This is a genomic window from Pedobacter sp. D749 (genome assembly GCF_019317285.1).
Taxonomy (GTDB): Bacteria; Bacteroidota; Bacteroidia; order Sphingobacteriales; family Sphingobacteriaceae; genus Pedobacter.
Genome location: NZ_CP079218.1, coordinates 1514109 through 1532978, shown reverse-complemented (window position 1 = coordinate 1532978; position 18870 = coordinate 1514109). Strand labels below are relative to the sequence as shown.

At 39.7% G+C, this 18870-nt stretch carries 16 protein-coding genes; 13 read left to right on the top strand and 3 right to left on the bottom strand.

Annotated features, from left to right (window positions below):
* The first annotated feature begins 108 nt into the window (after positions 1–108).
* From KYH19_RS06300 to KYH19_RS06260, 9 genes are all read left to right on the top strand, one after another.
* Positions 109–1089 carry a metallophosphoesterase gene (locus KYH19_RS06300; RefSeq protein WP_219078007.1) on the top strand — a complete coding sequence of 327 codons (981 nt, stop codon included), beginning with the start codon at positions 109–111 and terminating at the stop codon, positions 1087–1089.
* Between the two features lie 8 nt (positions 1090–1097).
* Positions 1098–2330 (top strand): acyltransferase family protein, encoded by a 1233-nt coding sequence (locus KYH19_RS06295; protein ID WP_219078006.1) that lies wholly within the window; start codon positions 1098–1100, stop codon positions 2328–2330.
* Position 2331: 1 nt separating this feature from the next.
* Positions 2332–4539, top strand: a complete 2208-nt coding sequence (locus KYH19_RS06290; protein ID WP_219078005.1) for an alpha-N-acetylglucosaminidase — start codon at positions 2332–2334, stop codon at positions 4537–4539.
* 16 nt (positions 4540–4555) lie between these two features.
* Complete coding sequence (locus KYH19_RS06285) at positions 4556–6073, top strand: glycoside hydrolase family 28 protein (protein WP_219078004.1); 1518 nt, start codon at positions 4556–4558, stop codon at positions 6071–6073.
* 20 nt (positions 6074–6093) lie between these two features.
* Positions 6094–8382 carry a GH92 family glycosyl hydrolase gene (locus tag KYH19_RS06280; protein WP_219078003.1) on the top strand — a complete coding sequence of 763 codons (2289 nt, stop codon included), beginning with the start codon at positions 6094–6096 and terminating at the stop codon, positions 8380–8382.
* Positions 8383–8937: 555 nt separating this feature from the next.
* On the top strand, positions 8938–9207 hold the full coding sequence (locus tag KYH19_RS06275; RefSeq protein WP_219078002.1) for a hypothetical protein: 270 nt from the start codon (positions 8938–8940) through the stop codon (positions 9205–9207).
* 46 nt (positions 9208–9253) lie between these two features.
* Positions 9254–9808 (top strand): hypothetical protein, encoded by a 555-nt coding sequence (locus KYH19_RS06270; RefSeq protein WP_219078001.1) that lies wholly within the window; start codon positions 9254–9256, stop codon positions 9806–9808.
* A gap of 434 nt (positions 9809–10242) precedes the next feature.
* A complete protein-coding gene (locus KYH19_RS06265; RefSeq protein WP_132396138.1) occupies positions 10243–10683 on the top strand; it encodes an Hsp20/alpha crystallin family protein in 441 nt (146 codons plus the stop codon).
* 78 nt (positions 10684–10761) lie between these two features.
* Positions 10762–11064, top strand: coding sequence for a hypothetical protein (locus tag KYH19_RS06260; protein WP_219078000.1), 303 nt, complete (start codon positions 10762–10764; stop codon positions 11062–11064).
* A gap of 776 nt (positions 11065–11840) precedes the next feature.
* On the opposite strand, the gene KYH19_RS06255 is transcribed toward KYH19_RS06260, so the two are convergent.
* Positions 11841–13949 carry a hypothetical protein gene (locus tag KYH19_RS06255; RefSeq protein WP_219077999.1) on the bottom strand — a complete coding sequence of 703 codons (2109 nt, stop codon included), beginning with the start codon at positions 13947–13949 and terminating at the stop codon, positions 11841–11843.
* Between KYH19_RS06255 and KYH19_RS06250 the strand changes: the two genes are divergently transcribed.
* From KYH19_RS06250 to KYH19_RS06240, 3 genes are all read left to right on the top strand, one after another.
* A complete protein-coding gene (locus tag KYH19_RS06250; RefSeq protein WP_219077998.1) occupies positions 13948–15270 on the top strand; it encodes a DUF4272 domain-containing protein in 1323 nt (440 codons plus the stop codon). The genes KYH19_RS06255 and KYH19_RS06250 overlap by 2 nt on opposite strands.
* A 376-nt stretch (positions 15271–15646) precedes the next feature.
* Positions 15647–16096, top strand: coding sequence for an SRPBCC family protein (locus KYH19_RS06245; RefSeq protein WP_132396144.1), 450 nt, complete (start codon positions 15647–15649; stop codon positions 16094–16096).
* A 63-nt stretch (positions 16097–16159) separates the two neighbouring features.
* Complete coding sequence (locus KYH19_RS06240) at positions 16160–16960, top strand: hypothetical protein (RefSeq protein ID WP_219077997.1); 801 nt, start codon at positions 16160–16162, stop codon at positions 16958–16960.
* Here KYH19_RS06240 and KYH19_RS24185 read toward each other — a convergent pair.
* Positions 16950–17081, bottom strand: a complete 132-nt coding sequence (locus tag KYH19_RS24185; RefSeq protein WP_255562573.1) for a hypothetical protein — start codon at positions 17079–17081, stop codon at positions 16950–16952. The genes KYH19_RS06240 and KYH19_RS24185 overlap by 11 nt on opposite strands.
* A 12-nt stretch (positions 17082–17093) precedes the next feature.
* On the opposite strand from KYH19_RS24185, the gene KYH19_RS06235 reads away from it, so the two are divergent.
* Entirely contained in the window at positions 17094–17774 is a 681-nt protein-coding gene (locus tag KYH19_RS06235) for a hypothetical protein (protein WP_219077996.1), read from the top strand.
* On the opposite strand, the gene KYH19_RS06230 is transcribed toward KYH19_RS06235, so the two are convergent.
* Positions 17767–18870, bottom strand: coding sequence for a DUF6688 family protein (locus KYH19_RS06230; RefSeq protein WP_255562572.1), 1104 nt, complete (start codon positions 18868–18870; stop codon positions 17767–17769). The two genes, KYH19_RS06235 and KYH19_RS06230, sit on opposite strands and share 8 nt — an antisense overlap.

The following is an 18870-nucleotide window of genomic DNA, read 5'->3' as shown; positions in this document are numbered from 1 at the left end:
AGGGCATTTCGACAAGCTCAACCGGACAAAATCCAAAGATAAATTGATTTGTGAAATAGCCTCTTCTTATTTTTTATCCTAAACTTGCAATAGCACAAATCTGCCTTAATGATTAAAAAATTACTACTGATTTTCACCCTTGTATTTTCGGGTTCATTATATGCTCAAATTATAACCAAAAGCCCCTCACAAAATATTACGGCAACAAAGGTGCTTACCAAAGATCCAACAGCTTTAAACTTTATCGCCATGGGCGATTGGGGACGGAACGGTGCCGATCATCAAAAACAGGTAGCCAAACAAATGGGTATTACTGCTTCAGAAGTAAAGGCTAAATTTATCATTTCTACCGGCGATAATTTTTATCCCAGTGGCGTAATCAGTGCTCAAGATCCTTCTTTTAAATATTCTTTCGAAGATATATATACCGACTTTTCACTACAATGGGACTGGTACCCAGTATTGGGAAACCACGATTATAAATCAAACCCTGATGCACAGGTAGATTATTCCAAAATCAGCCGCAGGTGGAAAATGCCGGCCCGATATTACGCTAAGAAATTCCCAATCAATGGCGACATCAATAACCAGGTACTCATTGCTTTTATTGATACTAACCCACTTATACCTGAATTTTACAGCAATGTTGAATATATCCCAAATGTTAAAGGACAAGATACTACAGCGCAGAAACGGTGGATCGCTAAAACACTGGCGGATAGCGATCCTGCAATTAAATGGAAAATTGTTGTAGGCCACCACCCTATTTATACTGGCGGCAGCCGCACCGATGCATATGATACCAAAGCTGTGCGTAATTCGTTAAAATCAACTTTTGAAAAATATGGTGTAGATGTGTATCTTACCGGTCACGAACACAGTATGCAGTATATTAAACCTGCCGGAAAAACACATTATTTCATTTCTGGTTCAGCTTCTGAAAAAACACCTGTAAAACTCATTGCCGATGCTGAAATGGTAGCATCTGAATATGGCTTCATGTTATTCTCTGTTAATAACAACCAATTACGCGTACAAGCCATTAACGATCAGGGTGAGATTATTTATAATACATTGATTAAAAAATAATCTGAATCATGGATCAACCAAACAGTACCATATCCTCAACAGCACACCCGGCAAATAAACCCAAGCGGCTGCTATCGCTAGATGCCTTACGTGGCTTTGATATGTTTTGGATTGTGAGCGGCGAAGGTATTTTTCATGGATTGGCTAATGGCATTAAAGAAGACCATGTACTAATACGGAATCCGTACAACTGGACCATTGAGACCACCCCAAACCTTTCCCTGTTCGAAAAGGTTTTAGTAGGTATTAGTAACCAGCTACTCCATTCGCCTTGGAATGGTTTTACCTTTTACGACCTTATTTTTCCACTTTTTATCTTTATTTCGGGGGTATCTATGCCTTTTTCTTATCAGAAGTATTTCACGGAAAAAGAGACCGGGCAGGCATCAAAAGGTAAAATTTATTATGCCCTGATTAAAAGAACCCTGATTTTAATTTTACTGGGTGCAGTAGTTAATGGCATGCTGCAATGGAAAGGTTATGAGCAGATCCGTTTTGCCAGTGTACTGGGCCGTATCGGCCTGGCCACTTTCTTTGCTGCTTTAATTTACCTGAATACCTCACTTAAAAAACAGGTCATTTGGTTTGTATCTATCCTGGCTGGCTATTACCTCATCATGCGCTTTGTACCTGTTCCAGGCTTTGGCAGTGGCATCTTTACACCAGAGGGCAATCTTTCTGCGTATATAGATCGTTTGTTGCTTCCAGGTAAGCTTCACCGGGTAGTTTACGATCCTGAAGGTTTACTGAGCACTATACCGGCCATTTGCTCGGCCATGCTGGGTATATTTACCGGCACATTTATCAAGAATAAAACAGTAAGCCCAAATCCAAATAAAAAAGTATTGTATTTAATCATTTCGGGCATTGCACTACTCTTAATTGCACTCGCTGGCAGCTTCCTTTTCCCGATCAACAAAACCATGTGGACGAGCACCTTTGTACTCTTTGCAGGCGGCTGGAGCATCATATTTTTTGCACTTTTCTATTATTTTATCGATGTGTGCAGTTATCAAAAATGGTGTATGCCCATGGTATGGATGGGTACCAATTCTATATTAATTTATATTTTTGCACACGGTCTGTTTAACTTCGAATCTACTTCTAACTTCCTCTTCGGCGGAATTATCAATACCATCCCTGCCACGTGGCAACAGGCTGGCGTATGGACCGGTGTACTCCTAATACAATTATTTGGCTTAAAGTTCCTCTTCGATAAAAAGTGGTTTCTAAAAATTTGATATGAAAATAAAAATGCTATTCATAGTGCTGTTCGTACTATCGTTTACTAACCTGTGGTCTCAGGAATACCTGGTCTCATCTAATCAACTTATTGCGCGGATTTTACCGAAACAACACCAGGCATTCGTTACCAAAAGTATTGCTGCAGCAAACGGTAAGGATGTTTTTGAAATTGAGAGCAGAAACAATAAGATCGTACTTAGTGGCAGCAGCGGTGTTGCCCTGGCTTCGGCTTTTTATTATTATTTGACTGAATATGCGCATTGTCAGATTACCTGGAATGGCACCAATTTAAATTTGCCTGCTACCCTGCCTGCAGTAAAAACGAAATTAAGAAAAGAAACACCCTACGATTATCGTTACTATTTAAACTATTGTACTTTTAATTACAGTATGAGCTGGTGGGATTGGTCGCGTTGGGAAAAAGAGATAGACTGGATGGCCCTCCATGGGATCAACATGCCTCTTGCCATTACCGGCGAAGAATATACCTGGTACCTTTTATACAAAGAAATGGGTTTTTCGGACGAAGAACTTAAAGGTTTTTTTACCGGTCCTGCTTATTTCTCGTGGTTTTGGATGGGGAATATTGATGGCTGGGCTGGTCCGCTTCCGGTAAGCTGGATGAAAAGTCACTTTGAACTGCAAAAGAAAATTTTAGCACGGCAAAGATCGCTGGGGATGAAACCGGTACTGCCTGCCTTTACCGGACATGTGCCGGCAGCATTTAAAAACAAATTCCCAAAAGCAAAGTTAAAAGCCACCAACTGGACCAATGGCTTTGCCGATACTTATATCCTTGATTCTGAAGATCCGATGTTTGCGCAGATCGGGAAGAAATTCCTGCAGAAACAAACCGAATTATTAGGTACTGATCACCTTTACTCTGCCGATACTTTTAACGAGAATGAGCCACCTTCTGCCGATCCCGGTTTTTTAGGTAAACTGAGCTCAAGGATTTACGACGGTATGGCACAAGCAGATCCGAAAGCCATTTGGGTAATGCAAGGCTGGTTATTCTATAGTGATCGAAAATTCTGGAAAGAGCCGCAAACAGAGGCCTTATTAAAGGCTGTACCAAACGATAAGATGATTTTACTTGATCTGGCTACAGAAATAGAACCGGTTTGGAAAAGGACACAAGGCTTTTATGGTAAACCATGGATCTGGAATATGTTGCACAATTTTGGTGGCAATACCAACCTTTTTGGGCGTATGGATGTAGTGGCAACTGCGCCGGCCCAGGCGCTCAATAATCCACAAAGTGGTAAAATGAAAGGTATTGGATTGAGTATGGAAGGCATAGAACAAAATCCGGTACTTTATGAGTTAATGATGGATAATGCCTGGCAGTCTAAACCTATAGATTTGAAAACCTGGTTACCCAAATTTGTGCGCAACCGCTACGGAAAAAGTAATGTAAATGCATTAAAAGGCTGGGAAATATTGCGTAAAACCGTTTACAACGTTCCGGCTGATAAATATATCAGAGATGGTGCAGAATCTATTATTCAGGCACGCCCTACTTTCGATTCGTTAACCCGTTGGGCAAAAACCACCTTAAATTACAAGGAAAAAGATTTGCTTCCGGCCTGGGATGAATTTGTAAAAGCCGCACCACTTTGCAAAACCAGTGATGGCTTTCAATACGATCTGGTTGATATCACCCGACAGGTAATGGCCAATTATGCCTTGCCTGTACAAAGAAATATGATGACGGCCTACCGCAAAAAAGACCTGCTTACCTTTAAAAAAGAAAGCAGCAAATTTATACAGCTGATTGACGATATGGACAGGCTATTGGCCACCAGAAAAGATTTTATGCTGGGCCCATGGGTAAGTGATGCAAGGAAATGGGGAGAAACCCCGGCTGAAAAAGCACTTTACGAAATGAATGCCAAAGACCTGATTACCCTATGGGGAGATGCGAAAAGCCCCTTGAATGAGTATGCCTGCAGGCAGTGGAGCGGCTTGTTAACTGATTTTTATAAACCAAGGTGGCAGCTTTTCCTTACCCGTGCCGAACAAGCATTAAAACAGCAAAGCGATTTTAATACCAGCCAATTTAATGAAGAAGTAAGTAACTGGGAATGGAAATGGGTTAATCAGCGAAAAGACTACCCAACCAAAACTGTTGGAAACCCGGTAAATGTTGCCATGGAAATGTATCAGAAATACCGCAAAACCATGGGGATAATGCACCAGTAAACATAATTCAAATTCCATGAGATTCCTGATCTTATCCTTCGTTTGTTTATTTCATAATCTGGTGGTTAATGCACAACCTAAAGCATTCAACATTGTTAATTTTGGAGCAAAACCCGGATTGGAAGCGCTCAATACCAAAGCGATCCAAAATGCTATTAATGTCGCCGGTAAATCGGGCGGACGGATAGTTGTTCCACCAGGGCAATTTGTTACCGGCCCAATTGAACTAAAATCGGGGGTTGAGCTTTACCTTGAAGCAGGTGCCGAACTGTTAGGCAGTACCAACCGGATGGATTACGGTCCGGCGGCGGCCTATGCACTTATTTCGGCCAATGGTCAACACCATGTTACCATAAACGGCAAAGGTACTATTAACGGAAGGGGTAGCGAAGTGGTTAAAAGTTTATTGCAATTGTTGCATAATGGTACTTTGCAAGATGAAACCTGGGTGGCTAAGCGTCCTTCCGAATATAACAGACCCCGTTTAATTGCCTTTAACAATTGCGAAGAGATTAAGGTAAAAAATGTTAAAATTAAAAACAGCGCAGGCTGGGTGCAAGACTTTGCCGGATGCAATAAAGTAACCATTGATAGTGTAACAGTAGAAAGCACCGAATACTGGAACAACGACGGAATTGATATTGTAAATAGCAAAAATGTAAACATTAGCAATTGTAATATCGATGCAGCTGATGACGGCATTTGTCTGAAATCGGAAGGGCGCCCCGGAACCTGCGAGAATATTTATATAGCCAATTGTACCATCCGATCAAGCGCCAGTGGTTTTAAAATCGGGACAGGCTCTTATGGTGGCTTCCGCAACATTAAAGTGCGAAATATTACCGTTTACAATACCTATCGTTCTGCGATAGCACTCGAAGCTGTAGATGGTGGCTTTATTGATGGCGTAGATATTGATGGTGTTACGGCAAAGTACACAGGCAACGCCATTTTTATCCGCCTGGGTCACCGGAATAAAGGTACACAATATAGCTCGGTAAAGAACATCCGCATTGCGAATCTAAAAGCCGATATCCCAAATGCCAAACCCGATGCCGGTTACCCCATTGAAGGGCCGTTACCCAAATCAGCTCCGCATAATTTATTGCCAGCAGCCATTGCAGGCATCCCCGGACACGATATCGAAAATGTGATGCTCGAAAATATAGAAATTACTTATGGAGGCGGCGCATCCAAAGCAATTGCCCACATTGCGGTTGATGCGTTGGATACAGTAACTGAAAATGAATCGGGCTATCCAGAATTTAGTATGTTTGGCGAGTTGCCGGCGTGGGGACTTTATGTCCGTCATGCGAAAGGCATATCATTTAAAAATATTAAATTAAGCTATAAGGATCCTGATTTTAGGCCTGCCGTTATTTTTGATGATGTGCATATGATAAATTTAGAAGGACTTGAAATTGAACAAGCAGTGCACGCTAACATCATCGTTTTGAAAAAAACAGATCGGGTATCCTTTAAAAACATTAAACTACCAATTGACCAGAAAGAGGCAATAAAAAAGCTGCCATGATTATCTTTTCCGATATAAAAATGATTAAACCGTTTACAAAACGAAGTAAAAACCGGGCCACCCGATTAACATTTTATACCAGTATATCATTGCTTTTTATGCTTGTTGGCAGCAAGGCCTTCGCGCAGCAATCTGTAATCAAATATGTGCAGCCATTTTCGGGTACATCCGCAAGTACCACACTCGCCAGCCAGCATATAGAAGACAAAACAGAACGGCTGGCCAATACCATACCAGCTGTTGCGCCACCCTTTAGCATGACCCAGTGGACGCCACAAACTCAGCTTTCGGAAAAAAAATGCCTTGCCCCCTATTATTACAACAATAAAAAATTTTATGGCATCAGGGCCAGTCACTGGATCAGCGGCTCCTGTACACAAGATTATGGCAGCTTTACCATTATGCCCATTTCGGGCAAACTGAAAACCAGCCCAACAGATTATGCTGTTGATTATACACATCAGGGTGAAGTAGCTACACCTGCTTATTACAAAGCAAATTTACCTCGCTATAACCTACTTACGGAAGCCACCGCCACCTTGCGTTGTGGCCTGATTAAAATCACAGCATTAAAGGCAGATAGTGTTTATCTGTTAATTACACCAAATAGTGATCAGGGTAAAGGATATATTAAAATTGACCGCCAAAGAGGTGAAATTTCGGGGTATAATCCTGTTCACCGCATTTACCAGGGCTGGGGAAAAGCAGCAGGCTTTAGCGGCTATTTTTTCATCCGCATTAAAAAAGCTTTTACAAAAAGTGGTGTATTTAGCGGGGGCAATGTTTCAGCACATCAATCCATCGAAAACCAGATAGATTTAGGTGCCTATCTGGGCTTTAAACTACAAAAAGGAGAAAGCATTAGTATTTACGCTGGTACTTCTTTTACCAGTATAGCCGCAGCAAAACTTAACCTCGAAGCCGAGATCAATACGGCCAGTTTCGAAACCGTTGTGGCTAAAACAAGTCGCGTTTGGGAGCAGTCACTTGGCCAGGTTAAGGTTAACGACCCTGATGAAAAAAATAAGCGGATATTCTACACGGCACTTTACCATGCACAGCAGCACCCCCGATTATTTAATGATGTAGACGGCGGGTACCCTCAATTTGCGGGCAATTACGCAAAAAAAACACTGACAAAAGGCAATTATTACGATGACTTTTCGATGTGGGATATCTACCGTGCCCAATTACCGCTTACAGAACTTTTAAAACCCGATCTGACCAACGATTTTGCAAATTCGTTGGTGCTAAAAGGGCAACAAGGTGGTTGGCTGCCCATTTTCCCCTGTTGGAATAATTATACTGCAGCTATGATTGGCGACCACGCTACTGCTTTTCTGGCTTCGGCCTACAATAAGGGGATTCGCGGTTATGACGTAAAGGAAGCCTATCGCCTGATGCGCCAAAATGCCTTTCAAATGCCCGATTCGGCCGATTACCTCAATGGCAAAGGCCGCCGTGGGATTAACAGTTACCTTAAATATGGTTATATCCCTATGGAAGACAGCATTCCAGATGCTTTTCACAAACGGGAACAGGTGAGCAGAACGCTGGAGTATGCTTACGATGATTATGCTTTGGCCACTGTAGCGAAAGATCTGGGTAAAACAGCAGATTATAAACAATTAATGAAAAGGGCTGCTAATTATAAAAATGTATTCGATCAACAGGTGGGAATGGCCAGGGGCCGCTTTGCCAATGGCAGTTGGTACAAACCTTTTTATCCTGATCACCGTGAACCCTATATTACGGAAGGAACGCCAAGGCAATACACCTTTTACGTACCACATGACATGCCTGGATTGATTAAATCAATGGGCGGAAGTAAAAACCTCGAAAATGAACTGGATTCCCTTTTCGACAAAAAGGAATATTGGCATGGCAACGAACCTGGTCATCAGATTCCCTTTTTGTATAATTATACCGCTTCTCCCTGGAAGACCCAGCTGCAGGTATCGCGCATTTTAGCCGAAGAGTATGATGAAGGAGCTGGCGGATTAAGTGGTAATGACGATGCCGGGCAAATGTCGGCATGGTATGTATTTGCGGCGATGGGTTTTTATCCGGTAGATCCTGTTTCAGGAAACTACCAATTAACCAGTCCTTTATTTACACAAACTGTAATAACCTTTAACAATGGCAAAAAATTAACCATAACAGCCATTAAAAAGAGTAAAAGATCTATTTACAGTTCAAAAATCACTTTAAATGGAAAATCTCTTAACAAAAATCAAATTACACACCAATCGCTGCTTCAGGGCGGAGAGTTGATCTTTTATCTTCAAGATCAGCCAGCCATGCCTTGAGTCACTATGAACTGATCTAAATTAAGCTTTAAACAAGATCAGGATCATCAGTAGCGCGCTGAGCACAAGGATAAAAAATATCATCTTTTTGGGAAAGATGCCTTTATCCTCCTCGTTGCCGGTTTCATCTGATGTGTCTGATTTTTTCTTTCCAAGCTTCATTATTAGTGCCGTATTAATTGCATTCGACTGCATCTATATCAAAAGGATTAATACGGCAGAAATTTATCTTTATTGGTCGTCACGCTCATCACATCTTTATTAAAGATTGATTATCTTCATTTACTGCCAGCATGTTAACAGGAAAGCTCCGCAACCCATTTAAAAAAGATGTTTTCTTTTTTTGCAAATGATAATACGACATTGCCTTACCCTACCCTTCTGAAAAAATATAATCAGGGCTTTTTCCTCCAGAACTCATCTCTACCAAACACTTAACAAACAAACAATAATCGGCTAACCTTAAGGAAACATTGGTTGGCTACTTTACAATTACGTTTGCTTACCATAAGTAAAAAACAGGTAAACAACAATGTTTCTATAAAACATTAAGCGATGAAACAGCGAGCCAGAACGATACCAGGAAAACTGGTAGATTTTGATTATAACCGATACAGGTTACCCACTTTTGTGATGCAGTTTAAACCCTCCGTATATCAGGATGGTGATTGCTTTTATGCGGTATTATCTTTTGAAGAGGAACACGATGTTTCAGGCCTTGGAACCTCACCTGAAGATGCATTGATAGACTGGAATGATAAAGTATGCGAAATGTTTGCCTTATCAGGCCCTTTACGTACATCATTAAGTATCAAAAACAAATAAGCTGCCACAAAAACGGCTATTCCTACCCTCACCTAAATTTATTCTGATGAACCACAATATATCTACCAACCTGGTATTTGATCAGGACTATCATGAGCAACCGACTTTTCTCCTCAATTGCTATATTGAAATCAAAAGACCCTGCGATTGTTCAATGATCCAGCTCCATCACTTCTATTTATTATTGAGAAAGGGAAATAAAGTTTCGCCTGTTGATCTGCCCTTAAAGATTTTAAATGCAGCGTTCCTTGCATTCTGCTACAATGGCAAAAAGCTGGTCGGCATTTCGGCTATTAAAAGGCCAGATCCATCTTACCTGCAAGAAGTGTATAAAAAAGCTGGTATTATCACGAACATAGACAAACCGTTTTTAGAAATCGGTTATTCATTCACTCGTGAATCAGTTCGTAAAAAGGGAATCAGCAGCACATTAAAAAGGATGTTACTCAAAAAAATCAGTGATCACCCTGGTATTATATTTTCTACTACAGCAACCCCCAGCAGTCAGCGATTTCTTGTAGCCAATGGTTTCCGGGCAAGAGGGAATCCTTATCAGGGTAACTTCGATAATCATATCATCTACTTTGAACGTACGCCCTAATGTTAATTTATGGTGCATTGTCTAATTGATAAGCCAGGCAAGGGTTCGAAAAAGATGTTATCCTCTTAATATATCTGCTTTTTGGTTGATTATCCTATGCTGACTGCTAAAATGCTTTAAGAACAAGAAAAAACGGGGATTTAGACAAAAATCTATGGATTGCATTTGAGCCATTAACACGACAATTATTTCATCTCGCTAATTTAAAAGCCGCCAGGAATAGAAGGGTAAAACTGAAAAAATTTCAGCAATGCACTGAAAAATTTTCATAAAAAATGAAAATTTTTCAGAGAAAACTATTCGCTGCCCCTTCATGAACGCCTTGGCACAGCACTTGATTAACCAGAGATGTAACCTTTTTGAAAAAGGTTAAAGCGTTAAATTAATTGATTTATAGTCCATTTATTATTAAAACATTAAAAGGAGAAAAAACTATGACATTGGTTAAATTCAATCCAGAAAAAAAGAACAGTTCATTATTGCCAGGCTTTAATGACATCTTTGAATCAGTATTAGGCGATACCTTTTTTAACGACCGTCGTTTAAGCAGCGTGCCTGCGGTTAACATTTCCGAGTCGAATGAAGCGTACCATATTGAACTTGCGGCACCCGGATTAAAAAAAGAAGATTTCAAGGTAGCTGTAGAGCGTGATATGCTGACCATTTCTACTGAACAGCGTACAGAAAACAATACTGAAGGTAAAATCTACAACAGAAGGGAATACAGCTACTCGGCATTTACCAGATCGTTTACCCTTCCGGAAAGTGCTAATGTTGAGCAAATTCAGGCTGCTTATACGGATGGCGTACTCAAACTCAACATTCCTAAAAAGGAAGAGGCTAAAGCGATCGCCAGACAGATCGAAATACAATAATTTCCCAAGTGCCGCTAAATGCGGCACTTTTTATTGATAATGTACCCAAATCTGTTAAAGAAAATACAACATTTAGCTATGGAAACCCGTTTCACCATCAACATCAGCCTTCAGGGACCAGGTGGGAAAATCACGTATGGCAAATTTTCTCTCGGCAAAGACAAAAAAGAAGCCAGCGAAATTTTCTCACTACTAAAAGGTAGCGCAGAAGATGTTCCAGGCTGTTCTTTAAAAATAGAATTTCTGGAAGAACTTATGGAACTGCCTATTCCTATCGGCACCATAAACTGTTCTTTGGATGAGTTAAAAGAAAATATAGCAATCATTACAAAGGAAATATTCCGTATCGCCCACCTGGAGAACGGAAATATTGATTGTTAATATTGGTTTGATTGGTTCTTGTTAAAAAGCATATTATACTTGCTCTCAACTTTTTTGCTTGGTCCGCGATTTGGCGCATATTTTGGCATAACCCGTAATAGCTTAAAGAGATTGTCTCAAAAGTAAAATCTGGCAGTTAAGGCCAGAATTTTATTTCGTTTCCCGTCATTCCCGCACAGGCCTATCCTATGGACACATCTTTTTGAGTTTAATTTTTTAGGCGTTTTGCTAACTAACTTTAATAAAGCACGGATTTTAACCAAGGACGCTGTCAATCCCAAGAGCCGGGGAAATCAAAAAAACAGTTGCACAATAGTAAAAAATGGCACTAACAAACCTGAAACGCAGTGGTTTTGTGTTCATAACCGATAATTTAATTTTAAAAAAATATTGAACACAAAACGAAGTGTCGCTGTTTTTTTGATGTGCATGAGATTGTGTGAAAGGCTCATTGCTGGATTGACAAAGCGCTTTGGGTACTTTGGCGCTCCAAAGTACCATGCCCCGCGGCATAGAGCGATAGAAGAATGTGATAATTATTTTGTCCACACGATAGGCGCTGGCGGGAATCTTAAAGCGCTGCAATAGCATTATGATTCCCAATTAAATTGGGAATGACGAAGTCTCAAAATATAATTTGCTTAGTGGGCTAGCATGAATATTTTTGATACAGCCTCTTTATACTTTTGATAGTTTTTGGTGTGATCCTGCTGCAATGAACAACGTCCAAAAACCAGTGCTTACCCTATGTTGGGTATTTTTTTCATTCAAATACCCTAGTTTTCCATTTCCTTGCCAAAAGCATCAAATTTTTTGCCAGCTATATAATATGTGGTTGTTGAAGCTTCCCCATGTACAGAGGCTACGTTATCGTCTTCTCTGTACATTAATGGTACAATCATTCTGCCGGTTACAATATTTAACAATCCGTTTCGCTGTTTACCTTCAGGCCCCTGTGCATCGGTAATTAGCGTAAGATCATTGTATACAGGGGATAAACTTGTATTTACGCAGGCTACCTCCAGTTCTCCGGCGCTATTAATCACTCCCCAATAGCCTGCTTTCGACTTTACAAGTGCGTAATTGCCTACAAATTGCTTGATTACCGCATACTCAGATAGATCAGCCTTTTTGTTCTTTTTTCTGTCAATCAAATATTTGCTCTTGCCGTTGCTCACCGGAAGGGCATCGCCAACATAGTCCGTCTCTAGTGCAAAGATCCCTTCAGGCAAAAAACTTTTTCCTGAACGGTTATCCAGTAACTTATATTTTTTATTCCCATCATTCGGATTACCCGCCTGTTCAATAAAGATGAAATTACCTTTACGACCGATTGGCTGGGCACTTCCCTGAATAATTGGCTTACCGGTTTGTGTGTATAAACCAAATTCTCCTTCACTGGTTTTCGCATTCTCTCCTGCGGTAATCAGATAATTTCCCGCAATCCATACGTCATAGTAAACCGGTTTCATGATAATGTTCCCATTTTTATCCATCACTCCATTGTCATAGACTTTTGCGGGGTCAGTATTTCTCTGTTGAAAAAGAACCAGATTTGAATTTAAAGCACGCTTCAATACATAACCTTTTAGCTTGCTTTGCTCAAATGGAATCATTTTTTTATTCTCCGCATCCAATCTAAAGTAGTCGCATTTTTCATCAGCAGAATACTCCTCACAAGTGCTGTAATAAAATGGATTTATAGCATAAAGGATTTTGAATGAAGGTTTTATTAACCAACTGCCGTCTGCCTGTACAACTCCATAACCGCTTTGTTTTTCGCCAATTCCTATAGAAAGACCACTGGCTATAATGTCCTCACTTTTCAGTGTCACCTGATGCTCAACCGTTTTAACAGCCGCTGCATAATAAACCACAATCTTAGAAATATCCTGATAAAAGTGATAATTTGACAACTGGGAATTAGTTTCAGCAGCATCTTTTTCAGTGATTGATGAAGGTAATGTAGCTTTTAGATCTGTAATTAATTCATCCGCATTTTTATATTTTCCTGCGTCAATCTTCTTCGTTGTAGCTTTTAGAACTTCATTAAGTTCCTCCAGAAATTTACGTTTAGCAGCCGAAGGAATTGAGTTTGTAGAGGAGCTATTATGATCAATCAATCTGCCTTGCGTATCCATTCCTGCTATCGATAGCAGATGTCCATCAGGACCATTATAAGTAAATGTTGCCGAACCGTTTCCCAGCTGTTTAAGTTTTATAGTACCTTCACCAATTTTCTTCTCCGTCTCATTTTCATCCAATATAACTTTTTCCATTTTAGTGATATAGGTATATTTTACAGTTGCTTTAAGACTGTCTATTGGCTTTCTCTCCTTAATCATAATATTTTCATGATTGTCTGACGATCCAATGTTGTCCTTTAAACTGGAATGGTCATGAAAATATAAGCCATGCACTATAAATTCACTTCGTAAAATATTAGATCCATCTTTTCCAGCAGGATCCTGGAAAACGGCAGGTTTATAGCTTGATTTAAGAGATGTTGTGATAACCGAACCTTCAGGGAAGATTTTTTGTGAAAACTCATAATTCTTAGCCATTTCATTAAGCGCAGGTCCTATGATTTTCTCCGGGATAATTGTAAATGAAGGTCCGGATATAACTCCTTCATTAGAAGATGGATTACTACTTTTTGCAGGAGTTATCTCCAGCCGTGTATCCATTAATTTAAAAAGCCCTTCAATTTGTTCGGAATTACTTTTTAATAACTCATTAATTTCTTCCAGACTCTTTCCTTTGAATGCATTAACCATTTCACTAGCTAAAGAGTCATTGGATTTAGATTTGGTTTCCACCTGTCCTGAACAGGAAAAAAGATAACAACAGAAAAAGCAGGCTGCGGCGTAATTTAGTAATTTCATGGCGTTTTTAGTAATAAGCTACAGGAATAGCGAAATTCATGCCATGTATGGTTCAGTTTTTGTTGCGATGATTCATCACCGGTTCAAAGTAAAACATATGATTTGTACGTATTATTCTCACTACATTGGGTTTGAAAAAATCACATACCTGCTTCAGAAAGAATTTCCTAAAGGGATATTATCCATAAGTGATCCAGGTGAAGATAAAATAGCACAACTGGTTATAAAAGGCGGGTTATTTAGTCCATCTGTTACGATTAAAGTAAGCTATCGCGAAAGGGCGTTCCCCTCCTACCAGCTTCCGGAAATTGACGACAGTCCGCTAACGGCAAACTTAAAAGGCCTTTACGGATATATTACAGCATTACCGGCAACAAATGAACAGTTAAAACATTTGCTGTTGGCTAAAGTCGCTACTATAAATAGCGAGTTTTCTGTAGAACAGGAACCGCAGGAGACCAAAGACATCATACCACTGCTTCAAAAACTCGCAACTGAGTTTGATGCGATTATATTCACACAGCCAGGCACTTTAATCAGCAAGTCTGGCGGACAACACTTTTTGGATCACAATTTAGATCTAATCCTGGATACCTCAGGAAATTCAGAAATTGAAAAACTTAGTGTTAATATTGAGTCGAAATATTTTGACAAGGAACAATCTCAATTGTCTGACGATCAAATCAGAAGAAAAGAAAGAAGTGAAGCAATACTGAAAGTAAGAGGCATCAAAGTTAATTCAAGTTTACCCTGCATCAATGCTGAAAGTGAAACTTTAATAAGGACACCAAAAGAAATTGCGACCAGGTTATGCATTCTGGCCGTTACTAATTTTGTGGCAAATAATGTAATACCGGCGGATATTGCAATTGCCTATTTGCAGCAATACGATTTATGGGCACAAACCACACCTGCAGAAAAAGAATTACTTGGTCATCCTACCGAAGAGCGGAAAAATACGGAAAGTTGGAAAAGCGAATGTATTTACACGCTGATGTGGGCCTTAGGTAAGATTGATGAACTTAATTTCCCTGACCAACTTTGCGATTTAAATGACATCCCTGAACAAGATTATCCTGTTGGTGCGGGAAAAGACCCCAATACTTTTATAAATTCCATATCTGAAACAAGATCTGCAGCTGAAATTCTGGATGCAAATGACCTTTACTACAGAATCGACTGGGCTTGTGTAGATGCAAGATTGGCAAACGTCCAACTTGAAGAAGCTATTTCTGGCGTGGTATATGAAAGGCACTACGCCCTAAATTGGCTAATCAGGTATGGAGAACAAGATTGGGACGATGTAAGTTGTGATACCTAGCCTACCCCGGTTCGGGTAAAATTCATCCACCATAACTCAATTACATAACATTGAAAACCCAGGTTCGGTATATGTAGTCGCTACGCCGAAAGCTGGCCTGCACCATGTTGTCAAAGAAAGATATTGTCCCATCCCCCCTGTAAATTGTCGTATATCACCCTGCAAATTATCCGGTAATAACATCATATTTGTTAAACATATTTAGCACCTGTTTAAATTTTATTCAATTACATTACTTCTCCTAGTTTGTCACAAGAGCGAAGTCGAATGCTTCTCTTAACTATAAAAAATTGTCTTCGACTACGCTCAGACTGACATACGAAATAAATTTTACTTAATTTTAAACAGGCGCTAATTCTAAAATAAAAATAATTGTATGTCAGACAACAGCGTTTCATTACACAGAGTGATTAAAGCATCACCGGAGAAGGTTTACCGTGCTTTTACCGAGCCTACAGCACTTGCATCGTGGATGCCGCCTTATGGATTTCTCGGTATCATTCATGGCATGGATGTAAAGCCGGGCGGCACATTTAAAATGTCTTTCCAGAATTTCACTACAGGAAGTACTAACGCGTTTGGTGGAGAATACTTAGAGGTCGTTCCGAATGAATTGTTAAAATACACAGATAAGTTTGAAGATTCAAATCTGACTGGCACCATTGTAAACACCATCTGGTTCACTAAAACATCGGTTGGTACGGACTTAAAAATATTGCAGGAAAACATACCTGCGATGATACCTGTGGAGATGTGTTATCTTGGTTGGCAGGAATCTCTTGAAAAACTCATTAAACTTGTAGAGCCAAACATACCGGATGCTTAGCAAACCGGCAATGATGCTTATGGTTCAGTTTTTGTTATAATTCCAAATCTAAAAAAACGCACCATGAGAAGTAAATTTGCCGGTTTGATTATTATGATGTTTGCTTCGGCATGTAATCCATTTCCAAAAAAAGATAGTCATCCGGAAGTGCCTTTAATTTCCGAATTACTTAAGGATCAGCGTAAGTTTAAGCTGGTTACAGACATGCAAAATTTAAGTGAAATCATCTTTTTAGAAGATGACAGAATTTTTTTGAAACCAGACAGAAGTGACGCTCCATTTAAAATAATGGACGTAAACAAACGGATCATTTTTGAAAACACTTATGATTGGGATCTGCCTTTTTTCATAGATAAAAAAGGTAATCTTTATTTTAATCGCAAGAAATACTTCTATCCGGACTATCGCAAATCCCAGGACTTCAAAAATGTAGTTTTTGCAGACAGCCTGAATGTAAAGTCGGAAGAGCTTAACATTGAAAATGACAGTTTAAAGCTTTTGGCACTTCATAAATATGAAACAACACTTTTAAAAAAATACGGTTACAAACCTTGTGAATATGTAACTGTGCATCAGGAACGTTGTAATATTTTTGAAATAAAAGATGAAACACTATTTGTACGCAATGACTTTCTTTTTAACAGTGAATTTTCAAGAACTGCAAAAGATGTGAAGAAATTTGATGACGATGTGCTAATTCGATGGCAACAAGGCACGCTCCCCTCTCCGGTGTACATGTATTATTATAAGTTAGGCGACCTTAAGTTTAAGGGGGAGAACTTGATTCTGCCACAAGTGATTACGTTGCATCACATAAAATACCTTTATTCCCCCGATTTCGGGTTGTATAGGGTCATGGAGTAGTTGCCTTCCCTTCTGCTAACGCTTTGGCATATTTGATATCAAATCCTAAAATATAGATGCGCAATTCTTCGTGCATTTTGGCTGCAATGATTACCTTGTATTCGTATTCCTCATCGTTCAATCCATTTATGCAATGACCAGAAAAGCCTTTATGACTAAAAAAACATTTGCAATTTTGGTGTTATTTATCGCTTTATGCTCGTTTAGGAAAGGCTTTTTCCATCAAACACTGGGCGATATAGCCGCAATTGACTTTCCGGACAAACCTCAAATCACTGATACCTTAGGCCAGCATTTACATCATTATAGCGACTCATCAGGATTTTATCTTGCCGGTTTTGCTGATCTTACTACTAAAAGCGGTGCAGGTTTCAGTCAAAACGAACTTGACAGCATTTATTCCGGATTTATTGGAGGAACATTAAACACATCAAAGGGCAAACTTGTAAGTAAAAAGCCTTACCATATCGATGGATTGCGAGGATATGAAATTAAGTATATCACCAACAACCCTAATTTATCAAATTTGCGGTTTAAAAGGATGCTGTTCCTGAACAACAAAATGCTTTATATTGATTTCTGGACGGATAAAGATAAAGACGAAAGGTCTAAACCCGCCCGGGAGCGATTTTTCAATTCCTTAAAGATTACCGTAAATAAGGCGAGCCGACAACAAGGTGCTTCCGAAATTGGAAATGTAGCATTTGGATTAGGATATATTGTCGGTCAGGCGATAGTATGGGTGGTATTGGCAGGAGTAATTCTCGTTGTTATTTTGTTTATAGTCAATAGAAATAAAAGACGGCCTATGTAGTTGCCTGGCCTTTTTGCATTGAATACTGTCTGCTGATCCGAAGCTCAGGCTTCTCTGTGAAAAGATACAAGCAGATCAGAAAAATCCACTCCAAAGGTTTCATTAGCACGTAGGTTAGGTTTGATAAGCCTTCATTATTGATTTTTTTTGATAAATTATATCCATACCTGTCGTAATTACGTCTGATGACTCTATGCATACGAGGCGAAAAGTCCTGGATCATTTCTTCAAATGCATTGGCAATCAGCAATTGGCGGTTCACAACAATCGTCCTTCCACCCCTAACACCCAGCCGAAGAGGTTTTACAAGCTTTGGACTCCCAGACACTGCAACAGTGCACAAATAATGTCCTTTGTGATCCAGAACAGGTGGGTGCATTTGCCTCGAAAACCTCCAGGTCGTCGTATCCGTAAAGACTTTAACCATACTGTCTGCATCCTGTCCCAATATCAATAGTAAAACTGTCGTAACCAACATCACCGGAATGAGCAGGATCAGTCCCCACAGCGGAAGATTACTTTTTCGGGCCAGATAAAGATTCACCCTGTTTAAAAACGCATTAGCGTACACCCTTTCACGGGCTGCCACAGCATCTTTTCTAAGCACATGTAAAATCGTTAACCCAGCTATTACAATACCTAGTATAGGTGTAAACAGAAACAGCAAAATATGATCTGACCGGTCATACCAATCAATACTTTTTGTGTTGTGCTCCGAGATTTGCATTAAAATCAGCACATTAATTACAATACCTGTAATGATAAAGCTAAGTGCAAGCACAGTGGCCAGGGGTGGCAAACGGGTGCCTTTAAGCCAAATCAAAATTAGCGCGCCATGAAAAGCAAAACAATAGCATGCGAGACTCAAAATATGTTTTTCCCCAAACGGGATGTAACACATACCATCTACAGGATCAATTGCAGTGAAATAATCTGCCTGGTGCGTCATTAGCCCAATGCAAAATGCGCATATCGAAAATACATAAGCAATCATCAAGCCCAGGCCCGCAGGACGAATAATCTTCTTAAACTTTCTGAAAATCAATATCGTCACACCGGCGATCAATATAAAAAGCAATATCGCTAATATGATCAT